Source organism: Flavobacterium sp. KMS (assembly GCF_000813005.1).
GTDB lineage: Bacteria > Bacteroidota > Bacteroidia > Flavobacteriales > Flavobacteriaceae > Flavobacterium.
In genome coordinates, this window is sequence record NZ_JSYP01000011.1 from 336,720 (window position 1) to 358,741 (window position 22,022).

33 protein-coding genes are annotated in these 22,022 nt (G+C 31.5%); 24 read left to right on the top strand and 9 right to left on the bottom strand.

What is annotated here, in order from left to right; all coding sequences use genetic code 11:
* Positions 1 to 5: 5 nt before the first annotated feature.
* The 3 genes from OA93_RS13170 to OA93_RS13180 form a co-directional block, all read right to left on the bottom strand.
* Positions 6 to 749: an SGNH/GDSL hydrolase family protein gene (locus OA93_RS13170; protein WP_039113781.1), complete on the bottom strand. Its 744-nt coding sequence runs from the start codon at positions 747 to 749 to the stop codon at positions 6 to 8.
* 65 nt (positions 750 to 814) lie between these two features.
* A complete protein-coding gene (locus OA93_RS13175; protein ID WP_039113783.1) occupies positions 815 to 1,597 on the bottom strand; it encodes a DUF3050 domain-containing protein in 783 nt (260 codons plus the stop codon).
* An 87-nt stretch (positions 1,598 to 1,684) separates the two neighbouring features.
* On the bottom strand, positions 1,685 to 2,863 hold the full coding sequence (locus OA93_RS13180) for an acyl-CoA dehydrogenase family protein (RefSeq protein WP_039113784.1): 1,179 nt from the start codon (positions 2,861 to 2,863) through the stop codon (positions 1,685 to 1,687).
* Between the two features lie 196 nt (positions 2,864 to 3,059).
* On the opposite strand from OA93_RS13180, the gene OA93_RS13185 reads away from it, so the two are divergent.
* Positions 3,060 to 4,817, top strand: coding sequence for a helix-turn-helix domain-containing protein (locus OA93_RS13185; RefSeq protein WP_039113786.1), 1,758 nt, complete (start codon positions 3,060 to 3,062; stop codon positions 4,815 to 4,817).
* Positions 4,818 to 4,850: 33 nt separating this feature from the next.
* On the opposite strand, the gene OA93_RS25035 is transcribed toward OA93_RS13185, so the two are convergent.
* A complete protein-coding gene (locus tag OA93_RS25035) occupies positions 4,851 to 5,021 on the bottom strand; it encodes a hypothetical protein (protein ID WP_165572099.1) in 171 nt (56 codons plus the stop codon).
* 252 nt (positions 5,022 to 5,273) lie between these two features.
* Between OA93_RS25035 and OA93_RS13190 the strand changes: the two genes are divergently transcribed.
* The 21 genes from OA93_RS13190 (at position 5,274) to OA93_RS13235 (ending at position 16,234) form a co-directional block, all read left to right on the top strand.
* Positions 5,274 to 6,839, top strand: coding sequence for a vitamin K epoxide reductase family protein (locus tag OA93_RS13190; RefSeq protein WP_039113787.1), 1,566 nt, complete (start codon positions 5,274 to 5,276; stop codon positions 6,837 to 6,839).
* 312 nt (positions 6,840 to 7,151) lie between these two features.
* A complete protein-coding gene (locus OA93_RS25040; protein WP_165572100.1) occupies positions 7,152 to 7,322 on the top strand; it encodes a hypothetical protein in 171 nt (56 codons plus the stop codon).
* A 74-nt stretch (positions 7,323 to 7,396) separates the two neighbouring features.
* Entirely contained in the window at positions 7,397 to 7,585 is a 189-nt protein-coding gene (locus OA93_RS13195; RefSeq protein WP_039113789.1) for a hypothetical protein, read from the top strand.
* Between the two features lie 122 nt (positions 7,586 to 7,707).
* The gene (locus OA93_RS13200; RefSeq protein WP_035621991.1) at positions 7,708 to 7,911 is read left to right on the top strand and encodes a hypothetical protein; all 204 of its coding nucleotides are present in this window, start codon (positions 7,708 to 7,710) and stop codon (positions 7,909 to 7,911) included.
* 79 nt (positions 7,912 to 7,990) lie between these two features.
* Positions 7,991 to 8,167: a hypothetical protein gene (locus OA93_RS25045; protein WP_165572101.1), complete on the top strand. Its 177-nt coding sequence runs from the start codon at positions 7,991 to 7,993 to the stop codon at positions 8,165 to 8,167.
* A gap of 110 nt (positions 8,168 to 8,277) precedes the next feature.
* On the top strand, positions 8,278 to 8,445 hold the full coding sequence (locus tag OA93_RS25050; RefSeq protein WP_165572102.1) for a hypothetical protein: 168 nt from the start codon (positions 8,278 to 8,280) through the stop codon (positions 8,443 to 8,445).
* A 73-nt stretch (positions 8,446 to 8,518) separates the two neighbouring features.
* A complete protein-coding gene (locus OA93_RS25055; protein ID WP_165572103.1) occupies positions 8,519 to 8,689 on the top strand; it encodes a hypothetical protein in 171 nt (56 codons plus the stop codon).
* Positions 8,690 to 8,742: 53 nt separating this feature from the next.
* The gene (locus OA93_RS13205; RefSeq protein ID WP_039113790.1) at positions 8,743 to 8,928 is read left to right on the top strand and encodes a hypothetical protein; all 186 of its coding nucleotides are present in this window, start codon (positions 8,743 to 8,745) and stop codon (positions 8,926 to 8,928) included.
* A gap of 92 nt (positions 8,929 to 9,020) precedes the next feature.
* Positions 9,021 to 9,203: a hypothetical protein gene (locus tag OA93_RS13210; protein WP_039113791.1), complete on the top strand. Its 183-nt coding sequence runs from the start codon at positions 9,021 to 9,023 to the stop codon at positions 9,201 to 9,203.
* A gap of 51 nt (positions 9,204 to 9,254) precedes the next feature.
* On the top strand, positions 9,255 to 9,416 hold the full coding sequence (locus OA93_RS25060) for a hypothetical protein (protein ID WP_165572104.1): 162 nt from the start codon (positions 9,255 to 9,257) through the stop codon (positions 9,414 to 9,416).
* Positions 9,417 to 9,505: 89 nt separating this feature from the next.
* Positions 9,506 to 9,664 (top strand): hypothetical protein, encoded by a 159-nt coding sequence (locus tag OA93_RS25065; RefSeq protein ID WP_165572105.1) that lies wholly within the window; start codon positions 9,506 to 9,508, stop codon positions 9,662 to 9,664.
* 39 nt (positions 9,665 to 9,703) lie between these two features.
* Positions 9,704 to 9,862, top strand: coding sequence for a hypothetical protein (locus OA93_RS25070; RefSeq protein WP_165572106.1), 159 nt, complete (start codon positions 9,704 to 9,706; stop codon positions 9,860 to 9,862).
* A gap of 39 nt (positions 9,863 to 9,901) precedes the next feature.
* Complete coding sequence (locus OA93_RS25075) at positions 9,902 to 10,060, top strand: hypothetical protein (RefSeq protein WP_165572106.1); 159 nt, start codon at positions 9,902 to 9,904, stop codon at positions 10,058 to 10,060.
* A gap of 34 nt (positions 10,061 to 10,094) precedes the next feature.
* Positions 10,095 to 10,253, top strand: coding sequence for a hypothetical protein (locus OA93_RS25080; protein ID WP_165572107.1), 159 nt, complete (start codon positions 10,095 to 10,097; stop codon positions 10,251 to 10,253).
* A gap of 281 nt (positions 10,254 to 10,534) precedes the next feature.
* Entirely contained in the window at positions 10,535 to 10,687 is a 153-nt protein-coding gene (locus OA93_RS25085) for a hypothetical protein (protein WP_165572108.1), read from the top strand.
* A 28-nt stretch (positions 10,688 to 10,715) separates the two neighbouring features.
* Entirely contained in the window at positions 10,716 to 10,946 is a 231-nt protein-coding gene (locus OA93_RS13215; RefSeq protein ID WP_039113792.1) for a hypothetical protein, read from the top strand.
* 26 nt (positions 10,947 to 10,972) lie between these two features.
* On the top strand, positions 10,973 to 11,137 hold the full coding sequence (locus OA93_RS25090) for a hypothetical protein (RefSeq protein WP_165572109.1): 165 nt from the start codon (positions 10,973 to 10,975) through the stop codon (positions 11,135 to 11,137).
* A gap of 397 nt (positions 11,138 to 11,534) precedes the next feature.
* Positions 11,535 to 13,727: a peptidase domain-containing ABC transporter gene (locus tag OA93_RS13220; protein ID WP_039113794.1), complete on the top strand. Its 2,193-nt coding sequence runs from the start codon at positions 11,535 to 11,537 to the stop codon at positions 13,725 to 13,727.
* Between the two features lie 3 nt (positions 13,728 to 13,730).
* Positions 13,731 to 15,026: an HlyD family efflux transporter periplasmic adaptor subunit gene (locus OA93_RS13225; RefSeq protein ID WP_039113795.1), complete on the top strand. Its 1,296-nt coding sequence runs from the start codon at positions 13,731 to 13,733 to the stop codon at positions 15,024 to 15,026.
* 327 nt (positions 15,027 to 15,353) lie between these two features.
* Positions 15,354 to 15,533, top strand: a complete 180-nt coding sequence (locus OA93_RS13230) for a hypothetical protein (protein WP_039113796.1) — start codon at positions 15,354 to 15,356, stop codon at positions 15,531 to 15,533.
* Positions 15,534 to 16,051: 518 nt separating this feature from the next.
* Positions 16,052 to 16,234: a hypothetical protein gene (locus tag OA93_RS13235; RefSeq protein WP_039113797.1), complete on the top strand. Its 183-nt coding sequence runs from the start codon at positions 16,052 to 16,054 to the stop codon at positions 16,232 to 16,234.
* A 797-nt stretch (positions 16,235 to 17,031) separates the two neighbouring features.
* On the opposite strand, the gene OA93_RS13240 is transcribed toward OA93_RS13235, so the two are convergent.
* The 4 genes from OA93_RS13240 to OA93_RS13255 all read right to left on the bottom strand — a co-directional run bounded on the left by OA93_RS13240 (position 17,032) and on the right by OA93_RS13255 (position 19,583).
* A complete protein-coding gene (locus OA93_RS13240; protein WP_039113799.1) occupies positions 17,032 to 17,739 on the bottom strand; it encodes a methyltransferase in 708 nt (235 codons plus the stop codon).
* Positions 17,740 to 17,884: 145 nt separating this feature from the next.
* Positions 17,885 to 18,307 carry a four helix bundle protein gene (locus OA93_RS13245; protein WP_240474729.1) on the bottom strand — a complete coding sequence of 141 codons (423 nt, stop codon included), beginning with the start codon at positions 18,305 to 18,307 and terminating at the stop codon, positions 17,885 to 17,887.
* A 172-nt stretch (positions 18,308 to 18,479) separates the two neighbouring features.
* Positions 18,480 to 19,004 carry a ribosome maturation factor RimM gene (rimM, locus tag OA93_RS13250; protein ID WP_039113800.1) on the bottom strand — a complete coding sequence of 175 codons (525 nt, stop codon included), beginning with the start codon at positions 19,002 to 19,004 and terminating at the stop codon, positions 18,480 to 18,482.
* 15 nt (positions 19,005 to 19,019) lie between these two features.
* Complete coding sequence (locus tag OA93_RS13255; RefSeq protein ID WP_039113801.1) at positions 19,020 to 19,583, bottom strand: 30S ribosomal protein S16; 564 nt, start codon at positions 19,581 to 19,583, stop codon at positions 19,020 to 19,022.
* A gap of 197 nt (positions 19,584 to 19,780) precedes the next feature.
* Here OA93_RS13255 and OA93_RS13260 point away from each other — a divergent pair, with 197 nt between their 5' ends.
* Together OA93_RS13260 and OA93_RS13265 are read left to right on the top strand one after the other, a co-directional pair.
* On the top strand, positions 19,781 to 20,269 hold the full coding sequence (locus tag OA93_RS13260; RefSeq protein WP_039113802.1) for a DUF6252 family protein: 489 nt from the start codon (positions 19,781 to 19,783) through the stop codon (positions 20,267 to 20,269).
* A 140-nt stretch (positions 20,270 to 20,409) separates the two neighbouring features.
* Positions 20,410 to 20,772 (top strand): RNA-binding protein, encoded by a 363-nt coding sequence (locus OA93_RS13265; RefSeq protein WP_039113804.1) that lies wholly within the window; start codon positions 20,410 to 20,412, stop codon positions 20,770 to 20,772.
* A 118-nt stretch (positions 20,773 to 20,890) separates the two neighbouring features.
* On the opposite strand, the gene leuB is transcribed toward OA93_RS13265, so the two are convergent.
* A complete protein-coding gene (gene leuB / locus OA93_RS13270; protein ID WP_039113805.1) occupies positions 20,891 to 21,952 on the bottom strand; it encodes a 3-isopropylmalate dehydrogenase in 1,062 nt (353 codons plus the stop codon).
* Positions 21,953 to 22,022: the final 70 nt, after the last annotated feature.

The following is a 22,022-nucleotide window of genomic DNA, read 5'->3' on the forward strand; positions in this document are numbered from 1 at the left end:
TTTTTTTATTCTTGAAACTTCACTTTTGGTAAAATACGCTGTACAAATAAAGAATATGCTGATTCTGATGGATGTAATCCGTCTTGTGTAACCAAACTCGGATTCGATAATCCTTGTCGCGTGATATCGGTTATTGTTATAAATTCGATATTATTTGCTTTGCAATAGTTTTCTGCATAAGCATTGTATTTATCTATCTCTGATGAAATTGTTTTGCTATTGTATACAGCCGATTGACCAAAAGGAGTATAAGCATAATCTGGTATGGAAACTACAATAACATTTGATTTTTTTCCTTTTGCTAAAGAAATTGCATTGTTTACCAATTGCGGGAATTCATTTTCGTATAAGGTGAAAGGTGCGTTCTGAAATTGATTATTGACTCCTATTAGCAATGTCACTAAGTCATAATTAGAATCTGGATTTTCGGCTTTTATCGCTGACAATAGGTTAGATGTTGTCCAGCCTGTTTTTGCGATGATTTTTAGCGAAAATGAGGTTGCAGGATAGGTGCTAGATAAGTTGCGTCTTAATTGCTCTGGAAAACGGCAAGTTTCACATACACTTTGTCCAATAGTGTAACTATCGCCAAGAGCTAGGTAGTTTATCGTTTTTGCAGTAAGAGGAGGAGTAATTGTAACTGGGGGAACAATAGTTTTAGTTGGTGCATTTGTTTCGTTTTCCGAACTACAACTAATCGTAGAAATTGCGAATAAAAATGTAAGTATTATTTTGAATTTACGTTTCATAATATATAATTAAGGCATTAGTAATCTCCCCAATAATACTTACGTTAAAAATAGAATTTTGGTTTTTATACCATTTCTATTTTTATGCTGATTTCTTCTTCGATAGCATCCCATAATCCAATTCTTTTTTCTAATGCCAGAATGGAAATTTCTTGAACATCAGACCATTTTTGTGCGTCGTCTTCACATAAATCGGTAATCATTTTCATTGCCATAGGACCATGTTCATCTGCATCTAGTTCTATATGACGTTCAAAATAATATATCAGTTTTCTTAAATCTGTATCAGGTAAGTTTTCTTGAAAATTTTTCAATATCGCAGTAAACATATTCGGAATCAAATCTTCTCTTCCAAAAGTAAAAGCTGCTGCAATTTCATGTGGTTTTCCTTCTTCGATTACTCTAAAAGTAAAATCCAGAAAAGCTTTAATGTTTGGGTGTAATTGACTTTGTTTTATTGCAACAAAAATGTTTTGTAAAGAGTTTACTTCGTTTAAAAAACCTTGAATGTTTTTTGTGCTTGCTCCACAATCTTCCATTGCCTCAAGATACATTTCGTAATGACTTTGGCGACGACCATCAATACTTAAATCAGTTTCTTCGGCTAGTACAATTTCGTTAATTAAATATCTAGTCTCTGGGTTTTTACTAGCAAACCATGGTGTAGTTGTACAGGTAAGTTTTGCTTGTAAAGCTTTTAGTAAAGACATAAAATCCCAAACGGCGTAAACATGGCTTTCCAGGAAGCAATGTAAATCATCGATGTTTTGGATTTTTTTATATAGGGGGTGTTGTAATAAAAGATCTTTCTGAGGTTGAATGCTATTGTTTATAGTTTCAATATTCATGGTGGTATTTTTTTTGCAAATATAAAAAAGCTTCTTGGTAACAAGAAGCTTTTAAATCGTTTTTATAAATATTTTAATAGATGATTTCTATTTAAAAGCTGGAATTCCAGTAATATCCATTCCTGTAATTAGTAAATGAATATCGTGAGTTCCTTCATAAGTGATTACACTTTCAAGGTTCATCATGTGGCGCATGATAGAGTATTCACCAGTAATTCCCATTCCGCCTAATATTTGTCTGGCTTCACGAGCAATGTTAATAGCCATATCGACATTGTTTCTTTTTGCCATCGAAATTTGAGCAGTTGTTGCTCTTCCTTCGTTTCTTAAAACTCCTAAACGCCAAGTTAATAATTGTGCTTTTGTGATTTCGGTAATCATTTCGGCCAATTTTTTTTGTTGCAATTGAGTTCCTGCAATAGGTTTGTCAAACTGAATTCTCTCTTTTGCATATCTTAAAGCTGTATCGTAACAATCCATTGCAGCGCCAATTGCACCCCAAGCGATTCCGTAACGAGCAGAATCTAAGCAACCAAGTGGTGCTCCTAATCCAGATTTGTTAGGTAATAAATTTTCTTTAGGAATTTTTACATTATCAAAAATCAATTCTCCTGTAGATGATGCACGAAGCGACCATTTATTATGAGTTTCTGGAGTTGTAAAGCCTTCCATACCGCGCTCTACGATTAAACCGTGTATTCTTCCTTCTTCATTTTTAGCCCAAACTACTGCAATGTCAGCAAATGGCGCATTCGAAATCCACATTTTTGCTCCATTCAATAAGTAATGATCTCCCATGTCTTTAAAGTTGGTAATCATACTGCCTGGGTCAGAACCATGATTTGGTTCAGTTAAACCGAAACATCCGATAAACTCACCAGTAGCAAGCTTAGGTAAATATTTCATTCTTTGTTCTTCATTTCCGTATTTCCATATTGGGTACATTACTAATGAAGATTGAACAGATGATGTAGAGCGAACTCCTGAATCTCCACGTTCGATTTCTTGCATGATTAAACCATAAGAAATTTGATCTAATCCAGCTCCGCCGTATTCAACAGGTATATAAGGGCCAAAACCACCTATTTCTCCTAAGCCTTTTATGATTTGTTTTGGGAATTCTGCTTTTTGAGCATACTCTTCAATAATAGGAGAAACTTCTCTTTTTACCCATGCTCGGGCAGAATCTCTAACGAGTTTGTGCTCGTCGCTTAATAAGTCGTCTAGGTTATAATAATCTGGTGCTTGAAATAGGTCTGGTTTCATAATTTATGTTTTTTTTCTAGAACAAATTTACACAATATAGATATAACAAAACAAAAGTAAATTGTTATAATTTTTATTGATTTAAAAATAATAATCAGAATTAAATTGTGATAATGTTAAGATTTCTATTGCAAATTATTGTTTGCTTATTGGTATTAATGAACTAAATTTGGGATAATTCAAAACTATATCGTTAATGAAATTTGTTAAATGCCTCCTATTTTTTTTTATTGCAAGTACTGTTTTCTCTCAGAAAAATTCGCAATTAAGCGATAAAGAGTATGTTCTATTACAAGATAAAATAAGAGTGTGTACAAATTCTAATGTAGATAGCGCTTTTATTTTTGTAAACAAAATGGAGCAATCGAGAGATTATTTGCATAAAACGTTTGCTTGTGGTGCAAAAGCATATTTATATCAGCTTAAGGATGATAGTATTAAAGCAAAAATGTTTTATGATCAGGCTTTTAGTTTTTTAGAGAAAGTAAAAAATTCAAAAGAAAAAAGAATACTACATGCTGATCTGTTAAATTATGGTGGGCTTATTGATTGGAGAAAAAACAATCTAACTGCAGCTTTCGATAAATTCGAAAAAGGATTAACCATTGTTAAGAAGGAGAATGACCAGATTAGAATGGTGAAATTCTATATGAATATTTCTTTAATTAATATAGAAGTAGGTAATTATAAATCGGCAATTTTATCTCTGCAAGAGTCAAATAAAATAACGGATAGAATCAAATACTCGTTTTCTGAAGAGAAATTTACCAATTATAAGAGTAATATTAATTTTAATTTAGGACGAGCCTTTGAGAAAGCTTACGGGAAAAACTATTCTAATCCTAAACTTTTAGATTCTGCAAAACACTACTATACAAAAGCAATTTTATATTCTAATAATTACTTAAATACAAAACTAAACTCTAAAATGAGTTTAGGGAATATTTATTATATGAAGAATGATTTGGCTAATGCCGAAAAAATATATTATGATGTTTTGTTGTTTAGTGAAGAGAATAAATTGCTTCCCGAGTTGTTTTCTGCTAGTTATAATTTGGGAAGTTTGTTCTTTAAAACGAAAGAATATGATAAGTCATTGTATTTTTTTAAAAAAGTAGATTCTATATATAACATTACCAAGGTTGATGATCTGTATTATATCAACTCTAATTATTATTTAGCCAAGATTTATACCATCAAAAATGAACCTCAAGAGGCATTAAAATATTCTGAAAAATACTTTGATAAGTTCGAGACAATTCAGTCAAAAATTGATAATGAAGCTTTAGAAGTTAATTTTCGATTGGGTAATGTGAATGTCAAAAAAGAGATGGAGGACCTTCAGTCTAAAAATCAGAATAAAATTAGATTTTGGAATTTGATGATTTTTATTCTTGTTGGGTTGGTTGTGGTTTTGGTTGTTTTGTATGTAAAAAGCATTAAGAAAAAAAGAGAAACGGATAAGAAAGTGAATACTTTAATTGAAGAGTATAAACAAAGATTAGCGTTAAACAATGCAATTCCAGAAACAGTAAATGAAGAAGCAGTTGTAGTAGACAGTGTGCCTAAAATGGCTGTTAAAATGAATTTAGATTTAGAGAAGGAAGAAGAAATATTCGAAAAATTAAAGCAATTAGAAAAGAAGCATTACTATCTAAATTCAGATTTCACTCAACAATCTGTAGCTAAGAAAATTAAAACAAATACCAGTTATTTGTCTTATGTTGTAAATAAGAGATTTGGTAAAACTTTTAGCGAATACTCTAATGAATTAAAGATTAATTACGTGATTAACGAATTAATAACGAATTCAAAATATCGTAAGTACTCAACTCAGGCACTTGCCGAGAGTGTGGGTTTTAAAAATGCTGTTTCTTTTACAAAATCCTTTAGCAAAAGAACAGGAGTAACTCCAACTCAGTTTACTAAAAAATTAGAAACTACAGAATTCTGAGGGTAAAGCTGTAGTTTCTAATTTATTTCTCTACTAAGTCTGACCAGGTGGCCTTACTGTTCCTGGCGGGATAATATTTGCTATAATTTTAGGATCTGTATTAGGATCTATTATTGGTTCATCTCCTCCCATGATCATTTTGTAATGTTTTTTCGGGAGCTCATTTTTTTTAAAATCTTCGAGCGTTAACGAGGTCTTTTTCATAAGTTGTATTTGTTAGAATGCCAAAATTATAGAAAAGGAATACCGATAATTTGGATTGCGATTTTGAAATATATTTTTACTGGTTGTTTTTTTTAATCAGCTGATAAATAGTGCTTTGCGATATGAAAAAGAGCTAAACTATTTATAAATTATATATTCATTTTTTTTAAAAATCCAAAAAATTAACTTTTTTTATGTGAAAGATTATCAATATTTGTGATAATCCTTTTCATAATAATTAAGATTGTCCCTATGATTAAATTAGTTAACAAGTACCTTGACTTAAACAATTATTTAAATGCTAAAAAGGAGTTCGAAGAGTTATTCCTTTCTCATCCTAATTATCCAAGTCTATTTGCTATTACAGATTCATTGAATACATTATCAATAGAGAATATTGTAATAAAAGTCCCAAAAGAACAATTGCCCGAATTGCCTGAATCTTTCCTGGCAATTTATAATCAGGATTTAGTTTTGGTTCAAAAAACAGAATCTTCAATTACAATTGAGACTGAAAAAAGTAAGAAGGTTACTTTATCAGTTGATGATTTCTCCAAAGACTGGAGTGGGGTTGTACTTGCAATAGAGCCTAATGAAGCTCAGGAAGAAGAAGTTTTAAGTGAAAATCCAAAATGGCTTAAGTATGGTATTTTGTTTTTGGCGCTAATTGTCTTATCTAGTTTTTATAACGATTATAAGATATTCGATTATGCTTTTTTAATCACCTCCTTATTGGGATTAATAGTAAGTGTTTTCATAATTCAGGAAAAGTTAGGTATAGATAACCAAATGGTGTCTAAGTTTTGTAATATCAATCCAAATACTTCATGCGAATCAGTTATTAAATCAGATAATGTAGATGTTAATAAGTGGTTTGGCTTTTCTGATTTACCATTAATTTTCTTCGTTACAGCAGTTCTGGCAATGTTAATAGGACCAGCAAATTCTAATCTTGTAGGATTGCTTAGTCTGGCAGCTATACCAATAATTGTCTATTCTATTTGGGTTCAGAAATTCCAGATAAAAAAATGGTGCGTATTGTGTTTGGTTATTTCTTTTTTAATGATAGTTCAAGGAATAGGTTGGGCTTTTGAATCTGAATTAAAGTTAAGCATTACGTTGGCTAGCCTTTTTCAGTATTTATTCTCTTTGATTCTTATTTCTTCGTTATGGTTTACTATAAAACCTGTTATTGAGGATAAATTAAAAGCAGAAAGTTCTGTGAAGAACTTAACCAAGTTCAGAAGAAACTATACTCTTTTTGAATTCTTATCTAAGGATGTTACTGTACAAGAAGGGTTTGATAAATTGGCAGGATTGCATTTTGGAAATACTGCTGCTGCTGTCAAGCTTTCTATTATCATAAGCCCGAGTTGTGGACATTGCCATAAAGCTTTTGAAGAAGCTTTTGAATTAGTTTGGAAATTTCCCGAAAAAATATCTTTGAATGTATTGTTCAATATCAATCCAGATAACAATCAAAATCCTTATAAAATTGTCGTAGAAAGAATGTTGATGATTAATGATACTAATCCTGAAAACATTGTAGAAGCAATATCTGACTGGCATATTAAAAAAATGACATTAGAAGTATGGCAGGAAAAATGGAAAGTTGATTCTATTTCTATGAAAGTTAATTTACAAATTCAGCAGCAATATGATTGGTGCTCACAAAACGGATTTAATTACACACCAGTTAAAATTGTTAACAATAAGCTGTATCCTACCGAGTACGAATTAAGCGAACTAAAATATTTTATTAATGATATTTTAGAAAGCAACGAAACGTTAGAGAGGGATTCTCTTGTCTATATGTAAAGTATTTATAAAATTCTTGCAAGAGTAGACATAAGCTTCAAGTGTCTTAAAATGATTGGAGTAATAACCAAATTAAAATTTCCCAATTATGTTAAAGAAAATTTTAAAGCTAGAAGGTGCTCAGGAATTAACAAGAAGTGAGCAAAAAACTATCCAAGGTGGAAGAGCTTGTGATCAAGGTGGATGGTGTCCAACAGGAAGTAAATGTGTATCTGATTGTAGGTTTGATGAGATTTGTAGACCAAACAGTTACATTGAGTGTTAGTTTACTAATAGCTCAATTTAAGATTAATAAAACCAAAAAACCATATTATGTTAAGTAAAATTTTAAAATTAGAAGGTGCTCAAGTGTTAACGCAAAAAGAGCAAAAATCGATTAATGGAGGAGCAGCAACATGTCAAGCTGGAGAAAGTATTGTTTGCTGCCCAGATCAAGGAATATGCGTGTGTGCCCCAAAAAATACGATATGTATGGCGATTTAGGTAAGTATTTAGACATAAGCTTCAAGTGTCTTAAAATGATTGGAGTAATAACTTAATAAAAAAATCCCCTAATTATGTTAAAAAACATTTTAAGTCTGAAAGGAGCTCAAAAACTTACCCAAAAAGAGCAAAAAGGTATTAATGGTGGCGTTACCGAAGTTTGTGCTAAAGCATTGGCTGCAGGATATGCAATATTAAAAGGATCGGCTCCATGTCCTCCTGAATATCCTTTAGCTGGTGGAGGTTGTTGTTTTGCAGATTAAAACAAAACCGTAAACTCATTTAGGACTTTACCTAATTAATAAAATAAAAGTATATAAAAATCGAAGCTCAAGTTTAAAATCGATTTTTAGTATGAATAGACATAAGCTTCAAGTGTCTTAAAATGATTGAAGTATTAACAAATTCAAAAAACCGTATTATGTTAAAAAGCATTTTAAGCCTAAAAGGCGCAGAAGAGTTGACAAAAAAACAGCAAAAAGAAATTAAAGGATCTTGGATTCCACCTGAAGGTAGATTTTGCCCGAATGGAACATGTCAATATTATGAAGGTGGGCCTTGCAGAAAAGTATCTGATCAATGTATTTAATTCTGTTAAGTAATTAGACATAAAACTTCGAGTGTCTTAAAATGATTGAAGTATTAACAAAATTAAAAATCCCCCAATTATGTTAAAGAAAATTTTAAAACTTGAAGGTGCTCAGCAATTAACCAGAAGTGAGCAAAAAATCATTAAAGGCGGATTAGCCTGTGGTGTTGATGGATATTGTCCAGGTACTAGTAAATGCGTGACAGATTGTAGGTTTTCAGGTATGTGCAGACCATCTAGTTATGTTGAGTGCTAATGTACTAACATCTTAATAAGATTAAGAAGTAGAAATGCTCTAAAATATAGACACAAACTTCAAGTGTCTTAAAAATTTTGAAGTAGTAACAAAATCAAAAAAACCATATTATGTTAAAGAATATTTTAAAATTAGAAGGCGCTCAACAACTTACAGCAAAAGAACAAAAATCTATTAACGGATCAGGGATAGTATGTAATGGTATTGATATCCTTATTTGCTGCCCTGATGGTATATGTGCATGTGCTCCAGCAGGGACACCATGTATGCTGACTTAGATAATAGTTTGGACATAAAACTTCAAGTGTCTTAAAGTTATTGAGGTAGTAACAAATTCAAAAAAACCATATTATGTTAAAGAAGATTTTAAACCTGGAAGGTGCTCAAGAATTGTCTAAAAACGAGCAAAAAGTTGTTAAGGGAGGATTACGTTGTAGTGCAGATGGGTATTGTCCTCGTAATACAGTATGCGTTGGTAGAGATGTTGCAAGTGGTAATGATGGAGATTGCAGACCAGTATAATTAAAATTTTGGACTGATATCCATGTAATAATTAAATTTTAAAAATATCAATTATGTTAAAAAATATTTTAAAATTAGAAGGTGCTCAAGAATTGACAAATAATGAGCAAAAAAGTATTAAAGGAGGTATTACTGAAGAGTGTGCTAATGCTATCGCTAGTGGAGAAGCCATATTTAAAGGTGGTAAGCCATGTCCTGTATTGTATCCTATTTCTTCAGGAGGTTGTTGTTATCAATAATCTTTTTATTTATAGTTATATAAGAAGAATATTCTGCTCAAGTTTTATAATACAATTTTATATAAAAGGACATAATCCTCAAGTGTCTTGAAATGATTGAGGTATTAACAAATTCAAAAAACCAAATTATGTTAAAATCAATTTTAAAATTAGAAGGTGCTCAAAAATTAACTAATAGCGAGCAAAAAAGTATTAATGGTGGCGCATGTGTTATCCTTTGTTGTCCAGATACAGGATGCTCATGTGTTCCTAAAGGAACAGCTTGTATGCTATAGTTAATTGATTTCTATCAATTAATAATATTAACAAATTCAAAAAACCATATTATGTTAAAGAACATTTTAAAATTAGAAGGTGCTCAAAAACTAACTAATAGCGAGCAAAAAAGCATTAATGGAGGAGGCGACTGTGTTATTCTTTGTTGTCCAGAAGTAGGATGTATATGTGTTTTTAAAGCAAATATTCCGCTTCAATGTTATAGTAGTTAATTGATTTTGCTCAATTGACAAATTAGTAGTATTGAGCCCCGAGAATCATAAGATGACTGGGGTATTTTTTAATTTTTAATCCATATATCATGTTAAAAAACATTTTAAATCTAGAAGGTGCTCAGAAAATTGAAAAAAATGAGCAAAAAAAGATTAGTGCTGGTAGTGCTCCATATTGTGAAGCAGGTTTTTGTGCAAGACGTTCATTGGAAGATGGAAAATGGGTATGGGATTGTTTACCATGCTAATTAAGTTTATTTAATCACTTTAATTTAAAATATAATATCATGTTAAAAAACATTTTAAACTTGGAAGGCGCTCAAAAAATAACTAAAAATGAGCAAAAAGTAATTACAGGAGGTGGTGCGCCACTTTGTGACGAGGGTTTCTGTGCAGAACGTTTATTAGAAAATGGAAAATGGGTATGGCGTTGTATGCCTTGCTAATTAAGTTTATTTAATCACTTTAATTTAAAATATAATATCATGTTAAAAAACATTTTAAACTTGGAAGGTGCTCAAAAAATAACTAAAAATGAGCAAAAAGTAATTACAGGAGGTGGTGCGCCACTTTGTGACGAGGGTTTCTGTGCGGAACGTTTATTAGAAAATGGAAAATGGGTATGGCGTTGTATGCCTTGCTAATTAAATTTATTTAATCATTTTAATTAAAAATAATATGTTAAAAAATATTTCAAAAATAGACGGAGCTCAGGAGTTAACAGAAAATGAGCAAAAAGTAATTAAAGGAAACGGACCTGGCGATTTTATCGTTTGTTGTCCTGAAGATAATAATATTGCCTATCCAGATTGCAGATTTATTGAGTGTTCTAGATAATTTTTATACTAGGGTTTATGAGTTTTAGGCATAAACCCTAGTTCTTAAAAAAAGTGAAGTATTAACGAATTAATAAAAACTAATTATGTTAAAAAATATTTTAAACTTAGAAGGGGCTCATCAATTAACCAAAAATCAGCAAAAGAGTATTCATGGAGGTATAGCCTGTACTAAAGGAAGAATATGTCCAACAGGAACATATTGTGTTGTCTCAGGCGAATTTGAGGGGCTTTGTAGAAAAAATTAGTAAATATTTATTCAACATTAAAAAAACGATACTTATGTTAAAGAATATTTTAAAATTAGAAGGAGTTCAAGAATTGAACATAACAGAGCAGAAAATAATAAAAGGTGGTACAGAGAAACCTAAAGAGGGATGTGCTGTAGATTTTTGTTTAAATATTTTCGGTGTTTGTGTTCGTTGTGAGCCTTAATGAAAATTAATTTTTTAAAACAATACTTATGTTAAAGAATATATTAAATATTGAAGGCGCACAAAATTTAAGCAAAAGCGAACAAAAAATGCTTGTTGGAGGAGGTAAAATCCCATCAGGAAACTGTAAATGTTTTTGCTATAATGGAGGTCCTGTAAAAATAAGTTCTTCTTGCTTTTCTTATTGTGCTGATGGTACAATACCAGGATTAGAAGAAGGAAGTACTGGGAATTGTACATTTCCTGGAGGTGGAGCTTAATTAATTAATTTTTAAAACTTTATATCATGTTAAAAAACATTTCAAATTTAGAAGGTGCTCAAAAATTAACTAAAAATGAGCAAAAAAGTATTAAAGGTGGTTTAAAAGATTGTATTGATCCTAATACAAATCAGTGTAAGTATTATAGCTTATCATGCGCTAGTCCATGTCGTCCAGGGATAGAGCCTTAATAATGTAATATTAATTAAGTTTTTGTTAGTCCGTAAGACGACTAACAAGAACTTAATGTTTTAATTGTTTTTTGTGTAACTAATAAAACTAAATATCATGTTAAAAAAGATTTTAAATTTAGAAGGTGCTGAACAATTAACAAAGAACCAACAAAAAAGCATCAAAGGTGGTTTGGAGTATTGTCGTGATTGGAATACGGGTCTCTGTAAGTACTATAAGATAACCTGCGCTAGTCCATGTAATGTACAGCCGTAGGTTTTAAATAAAATTATAATTTGTTAAGTGTTAGTAAGGTTGTTCATTAAGATGATAAAGAGGAGGTGGTTCCTCTTTATTATTTTATATTCGAATATGAAATAATTAGAGTATATTGTCCTTGTAAAACAAGATTTAAAATTGAAAAAATTCCCCAATTATAAACAAGCAGATTTTAAGGACTGCGGTCCTACCTGCTTAAAGATTATTGCAAAGCATTATGGTAAGTCCATAAATATTCAAGAACTACGTGATTACAGTGAGACCACACGTGAAGGAAGTAATTTGTTGTTCTTAAGTGATGCTGCAGAAAAAATAGGTTTTCGAACCTTAGGAGTTAAACTTAATGTACAGAGTCTGGAAGAAGCTCCTTTGCCTTGTGTCTTACATTGGAATAAAGAACACTATGTTGTGCTTTATAAAATTAAGAGAGGTATCTATTATATTTCTGATCCAGCTTTTGGATTGATAGAATATAATCAGAAAGACTTTATTAAGTTTTGGATAGGAAATAATGCCGATGATTCTACTCAGGAAGGAATTGCATTATTGTTAGAAGCCACTCCAAGATTCTTTCAGTCTGAGTTTGATAAAGAAGATAAAAAAGGCTTAGGATTTGGGCTATTATCGCAATATGTCTTGCGATATAAATCATTCCTAATCCAGTTAAGTATAAGTTTACTGGCTAGTAGTTTACTACAGCTTATTTTTCCTTTTCTTACCCAGAGTATTGTCGATGTAGGGATACAAAATCAAAACATTCATTTTATTTATTTAATTCTGTTTGCGCAATTATTTCTTTTTGCAGGAAGAACAGGATTAGAGCTTATCAGGAGTTGGATATTATTGCATTTATCTACCAGAATAAATATCTCTTTAATTTCAGATTTCTTCATCAAATTAATGAATTTACCAATTTCATTTTTTGATGTCCGAATGACTGGAGATATTATGCAACGTATAAACGACCATCGTCGTATAGAGAGAATCCTTACCACATCATCATTAAATGTATTGTTTTCGGTCATTAATATGATAATTATGGGAGGAGTCCTAGCGTATTACAATCTTCAGATATTCTTAGTGTTTTTTGCAGGAAGTATTCTGTACTTCGGATGGATAACCTTATTTTTAAAACGAAGAGAAGAACTCGATTATAAGCGATTTTCAGAAGTTAGCCAGGAGCAAAGCAAGGTTATGGAACTCATAAACGGAATGCAGGAAATAAAACTGCACAATGCCGAAAAGCAAAAAAGATGGGGTTGGGAGTATGTTCAGGCAAGATTATTTAGAGTTTCTATAAAAGGACTTGTTCTGGAACAAACTCAAACAATAGGTTCATCTGTAATTAATGAATTAAAGAATATTTTTATAATTTTCCTTTCGGCAAAATTGGTAATCGATGGTCAGATCACACTTGGGATGATGCTTGCCATAAGTTCTATCGTTGGGAGTTTAAATGGGCCAATTACACAGCTTATAGAGTTTGTAAGAGAAGTGCAAGATGCTAAAATATCGTTGGCAAGATTATCTGAAATTCATGATAAGGAAGATGAGGTACAGCAAGAAGTGCATCAAACCCAAGATATTCCTCAGGATAGCGATATAATTATCAAAGATTTATCGTACCGATATTTAGGTTCGGATATTCCTGTTTTAGATGATTTAAATTTGGTAATTCCTGCACATAAAGTAACTGCCATTGTAGGCGTTAGCGGAAGCGGAAAAACTACTTTAATGAAGTTATTACTAAAATTCTATGAGCCAAATAATGGAGAAATTAATTTAGGAAATACACAACTTAAAAACATTTCGCAAAAAGCATGGCGTAATAACATCGGAGCAGTTATGCAAGAAGGATTTATTTTTAGTGATACAATTGCTAATAATATAGCTATTGGGGTCGATAAAATAGATAAAGAACGATTGGTTTACGCTGCAGATGTGGCCAACATAAAAGAATATATCTCTAGTTTGCCACTTGGTTATAATACCAAGATAGGATCAGAAGGAGTTGGTATGAGTACAGGACAAAAACAACGATTATTAATTGCGAGAGCAGTTTATAAAAATCCCGAAATGTTATTTTTTGATGAAGCAACTTCAGCATTAGATGCAAATAATGAAAAATCAATTATGGGGAAATTAGATATCTTCTTTAAGGATAAAACAGTTGTAGTAATTGCACACCGATTAAGTACGGTGATGAACGCAGATCAAATAGTTGTTTTAGACAAAGGAAAGATTATCGAAATAGGAAGTCACTCAGCATTAGTAGAACAAAAAGGGAATTATTTTGAATTGGTTCGTAATCAATTGCAATTAGGAAATTAAAACATGGCAGAAGACAATACAAAATTTGAATTAAGAAGCGAAGAAGTACAAGATATCCTTACAAGAGTGCCACATTGGATGATACGATGGGGAACGGTTTTAATCTTTGCAATAATATGCATGCTGTTTTTTGTTTCTTGGTTTCTTAAATATCCAGATGTTGTGAGTACAGAAATAAGTATTACAACATCTATTCCTCCTGAGAAATTAGTAGCAAAAACTACTGGAAGAATCGAAGCAATTTTAGTAAAAGATAAAGCAAAAGTGTCAAAAAATACACCGCTTGCAATTATCGAAAATTCAGCTAATTATAAAGATGTTTTTATTCTAAAAAACACAGTAGACAATTTTAATATAAATGACAGAAATAAAGAATTTCCATTTGCTTCTCTAAACAATATGCAGTTTGGAGAGATGGAAAATGCTTATGGAGTATTTCAAAAGGATTATGCAGTATGGAAACTTAATGAAAACCTACAACCTTTTCAGGTAGAAAATAATGCTCAAAAATCAGAACATACCCAAATTAAAGAACGATTGGCTATTTTGCAGCAGCAAAAAAGCATCAACGAAAGCGAATTACAACTTCAAAAGAACGATGTTAATCGTTTCGAAGCTTTATATGCAAAAGGGGTTATTTCTACACAAGACTTAGAAAATAAAAAGTTGAGTTATCTTCAGGCAGATAAGAATTATAAAGGATTGCTTTCATCAATATCGCAATTAAAATCATCCCTTATAGAAAACTCCAGATCTAGTCAAGGTACTAAAATAAGCGGAACGAAAGAAGAAGTGAATTTAGAGCGGAACTTAATGCAATCTTTTTATCAGTTAAAAAAAGGGATTAAAGATTGGGAATTAGCTTACACATTAAGATCCTCAATTCCGGGTATAGTTACTTTTTTGCAAGTATGGACAGAGAGCCAAACAATTACTTCGGGAGAGAATGTTTTTTCGATTATTCCAGATACTGAAAAAGGATATATTGGCAAAGCCAAAGCAAAGGCTCAGAATTCAGGAAAAATTAAACTAGGACAACAAGTTAATATTCGATTGTTTAATTTCCCAGACAGAGAGTTTGGTGTAATTAGAGGCAAGGTCGAAAATATTTCGCTTATTCCAGATAAAGATGGGAATCTATTGCTAGATATATCGCTACCTAAAGGATTGGAAACATCGTATAAAAAGAAAATTCCTTTTCAACAAGAGATGAAAGGTAGTGCAGAAATTGTTACCGAAGATTTACGATTACTCGAAAGAATACTATATCAGTTTAAGAGCCTTTTTAGACAGAATTAAGATTTTATGTCTTACAATCGTTGTGTCTTCTCGCTATATTTTTGAATCAGTCAAATCCTAGGTTATAAATTTAACAAAATTGATCTTTAATGTTTATTGTTTTTGATTATCTGTTTGTTTTTTAATAGCCTATGTTTTTATCTTTAATGTTATGCTTAGAAATTACGATGTAGTTTTTAAACTATTTTATCAAAGATGATTTTCTATTAAAAACGAGGTGTTTGCTGGTTTTATAATAGATTCAAAATATTCTTGCGCGAGATTAGACATAAGACTCAAATGTCTTTAAACGATTGGGTTATTAACGAAACTATAAAATTTTAAATTATGTTAAAAAACATTTTAAACTTGGGAGGTGCCAAAAAATTAACCAAAAACGAACAAAAATCAATTAACGGAGGTGGGGCTAAATTTAGTCCGGAAACAGGATGGTGTTTTAGTAATTATAGTTCTTGCGATGATACTTATCCGAAAAGCTATGCCGGTGGTTGGTGTTGTGAAAGATAGTTTTTAAAATATATTAGAGAGGAAGTTCGCTTTCTCTCTGTGTTATTTTACAATTAAGATAATTCTTTTCTACACTTTTTAACATAGCAATCTTTCGTTAGCTCGTTATATTCGAGAATAAAAAGGTGTAGTTACTTCCTATAATTTATTCCTCAATAGAGATACCATTAGCTTTTAATTTGAATTAAAAGCCAATGGTATTTACTTTAAATATATTATGTTTCTCCCTCTTATAAACCAGTTAAGTTTCTGGTTATAAATTTAACAAAATAGACGCTCAATGTTTATTGTTTTTTATTATCTATCTGTATTTTAATTGGTTATGTTTTATCTTTAATGTTCTGCTTAAAAATTACTATGTGGTTTTTAAACTATTTCATCAAATGTGATTTTCTATTAAAAAACAAAGGCATCAGCTGGTTTTGTAATAGAATTAAAATATTCTTACGCGAGATTAGACAGAAAGTTCAACTGTCTTTAAACGATTGAGCTATTAACAAAACCATAAAAAACAAATCATGTTAAAGAACATTTTAAATTTAGAGGGTGTCAGAAAACTAACCAAAAGCGAACAAAAATTAATTAGTGCAGGAGAATGGAGATATTCTGAAGCAACGGGTTATTGTGTTTATCCACTTCCTGTTTGTAGCGGTGCGCTTTATTCAAAACAATATCCGGGTAACTGGTGTTGCGAAAAATAATTTTTAAAACATACCAGAGAGAAAGTCCGCTTTCTCTCTGTGTATTTTTATAATTGAGTTACTTCTTTTAGCCGGTTTTAAAGTTTATATTTTTTAGATAGAGATCTTTCATCAACTCGATATATCCGATGACGAGACCTCATAATTACTTCTTTTAATTACTTCTTCAATAACGATTATTCATTTTTAACTAGATTCAAATCGATGACATTTCTTTTAAAAGGACTGTTGAAATTTTCATGCGTTTTTGTTTCTATTGTGTCAGTTTAATCTTGGGTTATAAATGTAACAAAATAGGTTCTCAATGTTTGTTGTTTTTGTGTATATATCTATTGTTTAATTAGTTGAGTTCTTATCTTTAATATTGTGCTTAAAAATTCACATGTAGTTTTTAAGCTATTTTATCATCGACAAATTTCTATTAAAATACTAGTTATATGCTAGATTCTTTAATAGACTTAAAAATATTCTTGCGTGAGATTAGACAGAAAGTTCAAATGTCTTTAAAAGATTGAGCTATTAACGAAACCATAAAAAAAACAAATCATGTTAAAAAAACATTTTAAACGTAGAAGGTGCTCAAAAATTAACAAAAAGCGAACAAAAACTAATTAACGGTGGAGCAGTAGGAGATTGGACATATTCCGAACAAACAGGTTATTGCGTTTATTCTGTAGAAGCTTGCGGCTTTGGAGTTTATCCAAAAAGATATCCTGGAAACTGGTGTTGCCAAAAATAATATCTTAAAACAAGTTAGAGAGAAAGTTCGCTTTCTCTCTTTGTAAGTTTTTTAAAACCTACATTTTTAAATAGAAATCCTTGGTCAATTCGATATATTCGGGAGTATAAACATGTCTTTCAGTTTCGATAATTAATTCATCGATAGAAATGTCTGTGTTTTCAGTGCGATTAAAGGCTAATAAACTGCGTTTAATATCGCTTACAGGTGTTCCTTTTACTCGAGTGATTTTAAAAGGATATAACTCAAATTCTTTGGCTAGAGTAATAAATTTTTCTTCTTCTTTAAATGGAATAATTACTGAGAAGATTCCGTTTTCCGAAAGCAATAGATCAGCCGCTTCAACTAAATCTTCAAAAGGCATTGCGTCTTGAAAACGTGCTAAATCTCTTTGATCGTTATCAGTTTTGTAATCTTCGCTGTAAAAAGGAGGGTTTGATACAATGATATCATATTCGTCTTCAGGTTCTTCCATGAACTCGTCTAATCCTGCATGATAACAAAATAAACGGTCATTCCAAGGAGCGTTTTCAAAATTATCTACAGCTTGTTCATATGCAGCTTCATCTATCTCTAAAGCGTCGATTTGTTCTGCTGAGGTTCTTTGTGCTAGCATCAAGGCAATAAGTCCAGTTCCGGCTCCAACATCTAAAATGCTAAAAGGATTATTGGTTATAGGAGTCCATGCGCCTAATAAAACACCATCAGTGCCAACTTTCATAGCAGTTTTATCTTGTAGAATAGAGAATTGTTTGAATTTAAACATAAAAAAGAAATTCCAATTTTTTTAAATTCCAAATTTCAATTAGAAAGGAGGGAATTCTAAAAAAAGAAATTCCAAATTCCAATTGCAAAAAGGAGTAAAACTATATGAGTTTTGAGTTGCAAAAGTAAGATTAAAATCTCAATAATTATTTTGAAGTTTTGGTGATTATTGCTGATAAAATTTTTCGTAATTCTTCTACTTCGAATAATAAAGAATTTGAAAGTGTTCTTTGATCGGGATTTGATTCATGTAATAAGCGTAACCAGAATTTAGATTCTTTAGCTTCTTTTCGAGAGATTTTAAGTCTAAATATTAAATCTTTATCCCCAAGTTTTTCATTTGCTTCAATATAATTTGCTCCTACAGAACCAGAAGATCTAACTAATTGTTTTCCGTCTTCTATGTTTGATGTTGTTTTAGGTAAAGTTCTAATATATGTTCTACATTCATTTGCAAACAAAAAAGTTCGTTCTTCTAAATCGTAAGGTTTGTTAATCATAATACTCCAATTTTTAAATTCTAATAAAGATGGCACAATTATTTTATAAAAATAAGTTTTTTCTTTCAAATTTAAAATTTAGAAAAAATATTCTTTAAAAGGTGGGATTTGGAATTTCAGATTTGGGATTTTCCTTTCCAGTATTGGAATTTGAGATTTGAAAAATTGGAATTTTCCTTCCTAGTTTGGAATTTGGAATTTCAGATTTGGAATTTTCCTTTTCAGTATTGGAATTTCTAATCTAAAGGTACATTTCAACCAAGCCTTCAGGTAAATTCATGATAACTTTTTTGTTATCACGGTCAATTTTTACTAAGAAATGGTCAATCATAGGGATTAACATTTCTACTTCGCCATTAATAACTTCAAAAAGAGGTTGGGCAGTAGAGTCATTTACAGAAACTATTTTCCCGAAAACGCCTAAGCGTTGGTCTTCTATTTCGAAACCGATAACTTCGTGGAAATAAAATTTGTTACCAGTAAGTTTAGGTAACATGCTTAAAGGAAGATAAATAGCGTTACCCATAATGGCATCGGCATCTTCCTCAGTAGTCATATCTTCAAAACGAATTCTTAAGAAATCGTTTTTGTGTATTGAGCTACTTTCAATAAAAAAAGGAACCAAGTGTTTGTCGCATTCGACAAACACTGATTCCAAGTTTTCGTATAACTCAGGTTCGTCCGTGTCTAAATAAGCCAGAACTTCACCTTTGAAACTAAATTTTTTCGCGATTTTACCTAAATAAAAACATTCTTCTTTACGCATTCTCGCTTAATATAATTATGCTTCAGTTGTTTCGTTATTTTCTTCAGCAGCAGGAGCTTCTTCAGTTGATGCTTCAACTTCAGCAACTTCTTCTACAGCAGGAGTAGCAGCAGCGATAGCGTCAGCTTCAGCTTTTGCAGCAGCAGCTAAACGTTTTGCGTTTACTTCTTGTTCAGCTTTAAAAGCTTTAGATTTAGCATCAGCTTGCGCTTTAGTTAAACCATCTTTCTTAGCGTCAACTTTTCCAGCTTTTGCTTCTAACCAAGCAGCTAATTTTGCATCAGCTTGTTCTTGAGTTAAAGCACCTTTGCGAATACCACCTTCAAGGTGATGTTTCAACAAAGCTCCTTTGTAAGAAAGAATTGCTTTAGCAGTATCAGTTGGTTGTGCACCATTGTGTAACCATTTAACTGCACTATCAAGGTTTAAGTCGATAGTTGCTGGGTTTGTGTTTGGATTGTAAGTACCGATTTTCTCTAAGTATTTACCATCTCTTTTTGAGCGTGCATCTGCAGCTACAACCCAGTAAAAAGGTTTTCCTTTTTTACCGTGTCTTTGTAATCTAATTTTTACTGACATAATCGTTTGATTAAATTTTGAGGTACTCGACCTCTATTAATTAAGGGTGCAAAGATATAATTTTATTCTGAATTACAATTTCTATTTTTCAATTTAATGTTTAAGCCCTTATTTGCTAGTTTTTTATGGTTCTTTTAAGAGATAGATCTAATTATTTTGTTTTTTAATTGATAATTTTGCCAAAATTTAATTTGAATATGAAAAAGTGGTTTTTTCTATTGCCTCTACTTTTATTGTTTATTGCCTGTGATAAGGAAGAAGTGGTGTCGAGTAGTCCTGCCTTTCAGTTCTTGAAAAATGATGTTTTTTGGAGAACTACAACTTATAGTGCTACTATTGATAAGAACGGAGTACTTATAATAACTGGAGGTTTGAATGATGAAAAAGTCGTTTTACAAACAGTTTCGGTAAATGTTAAAACATATATTTTGGGAGTCGATGATGTTTCTACTGCTACATATATAAATTCATTGCCAAAGCAAGAAACTTTGTATAAAACAGGTAAAGGAATAGGAAGTGGTCAGATTATTATCACGGAGTATAATAAGGATACAAATACAGTTTCGGGTACATTTGCATTTATTGCTCCAGATAATGAAGATGTTGCGTCGGTCGAAAAAGCTGTCCGCTTTAAAGAAGGAGTTTTTTATAAAGTGCCAATTACGTTGGTTAACACATCGGAATAGAAAATTTTAAAGAAAGAAAAAAAAATCTATTTGCGACTCTTCTTACTTTTTTTTATTGATAATAAAAACATAAATAAGCTAATTTATAGTAGATTAGAAAAAAATAAGATTACATTTGTTGCATATTAAAATAAGTACATATGAATATTTTTGTTGGAAGCCTTCCATTCAGTATTGAGGAAGCAGATTTAAGAGAGTCTTTCGAGGCTTACGGAGCAGTTGATTCAGTTAAAATCATTACTGATAAATTTACTGGAAGAAGTAAAGGTTTCGGTTTTGTTGAAATGACAAATGATGATGAGGCTCAAAAAGCGATTGACGAATTGAACGGAGCTACTGTTCAAGGACGTGCAATTGTTGTAAACAAATCTGAGCCAAAACCAGAAGGCGAAAGAAGAAGTTTTAATAACAACCGTGGAGGAAATGATTCTCGTGGTGGTTATGGTGGTGGAAACAGCCGTGGTGGAGACAACCGTGGAGGTGGAAACAGAGGAGGATATTAATATTTTTTTCTACAATATAAAAAAAGGTGTCAATTTATTGACACCTTTTTTGTTTGTATATGTTTTGCTGTAGAGATGTATATATTGTAGAGACGCACCGCAGTGCGTCTAATATTTTTTATAAATTAGCAACCAACCAATCACCAACTTCGCTGGTTTTGTAGGCTTTGGTTCCTTTTGGAGCTAAATCTTCAGTGACAATTCCTTGCTCTAATGATTTATTTACAACGGCTCTAATTGCTTCGGCTTCCTCTTTTAGTCCAAAAGCATCTTCAAACATCATTGCAGCAGATAAAATAGTTGCTAATGGATTTGCAATATTTAATCCTGTTGCTTGCGGATAAGACCCGTGAATAGGTTCATATAATGAAGTGTGTTCTCCAACAGATGCAGAAGGCATTAATCCCATTGAACCTGAAATTACCGAAGCTTCATCCGTTAAGATATCTCCAAATAGATTTTCAGTGATCAATACATCGTAAGAGTTTGGCCATTGTACCAATCGCATTGCAACAGCATCTACAAATTCATAAGAAACAGTTACTTCAGGATAATCTTTTTCCATTGCCTGAACTGTTTCTCTCCATAAACGTGAAGTTTCCAAAACGTTTGCTTTATCAACGCAACATAATTTTTTGCTACGTGTCATTGCAAGTTCAAAACCTTTTTTAGCTAAACGTTGTACTTCAGCTCTTGTGTAAACACAATTGTCAAAAGCAGTTTCTCCATTGTCTCTTCTTCCTTTTTCTCCAAAATAGATTCCTCCGGTTAATTCTCTTAAGAAAACTAAATCAGTTCCTTCGATTCTTTCTCTTTTTAAAGGAGAATTATCTATTAATGAAGGGAAAGTAAACGTTGGTCGAACATTAGCAAATAACCCTAATTTTTTACGCATTAATAATAAACCTTGTTCAGGTCGAACAGGCGCACTTGGATCATTATCGTATTTTGGATGACCGATTGCGCCAAATAAAACGGCATCGGCAGCCATACAAATTTCATGAGTTTCATCCGGATAAGGAACTCCAACTGCATCAATAGCACAAGCTCCTGTAAGAGCAGGTGTCCAGTTAATTTCGTGATTAAATTTTTTTGCAATAGCATCAGATACTTTTACGGCTTCATTAATTACCTCAGGACCAATTCCGTCTCCTGCTAAAAGGGCGATGTTAAATTTCATTTCTTTTTGAGTTTCTAAGTTTCTAAGTTTCTAAGTTTTTTTCCTTAGTAAGTCAGAATTTTTATTTATA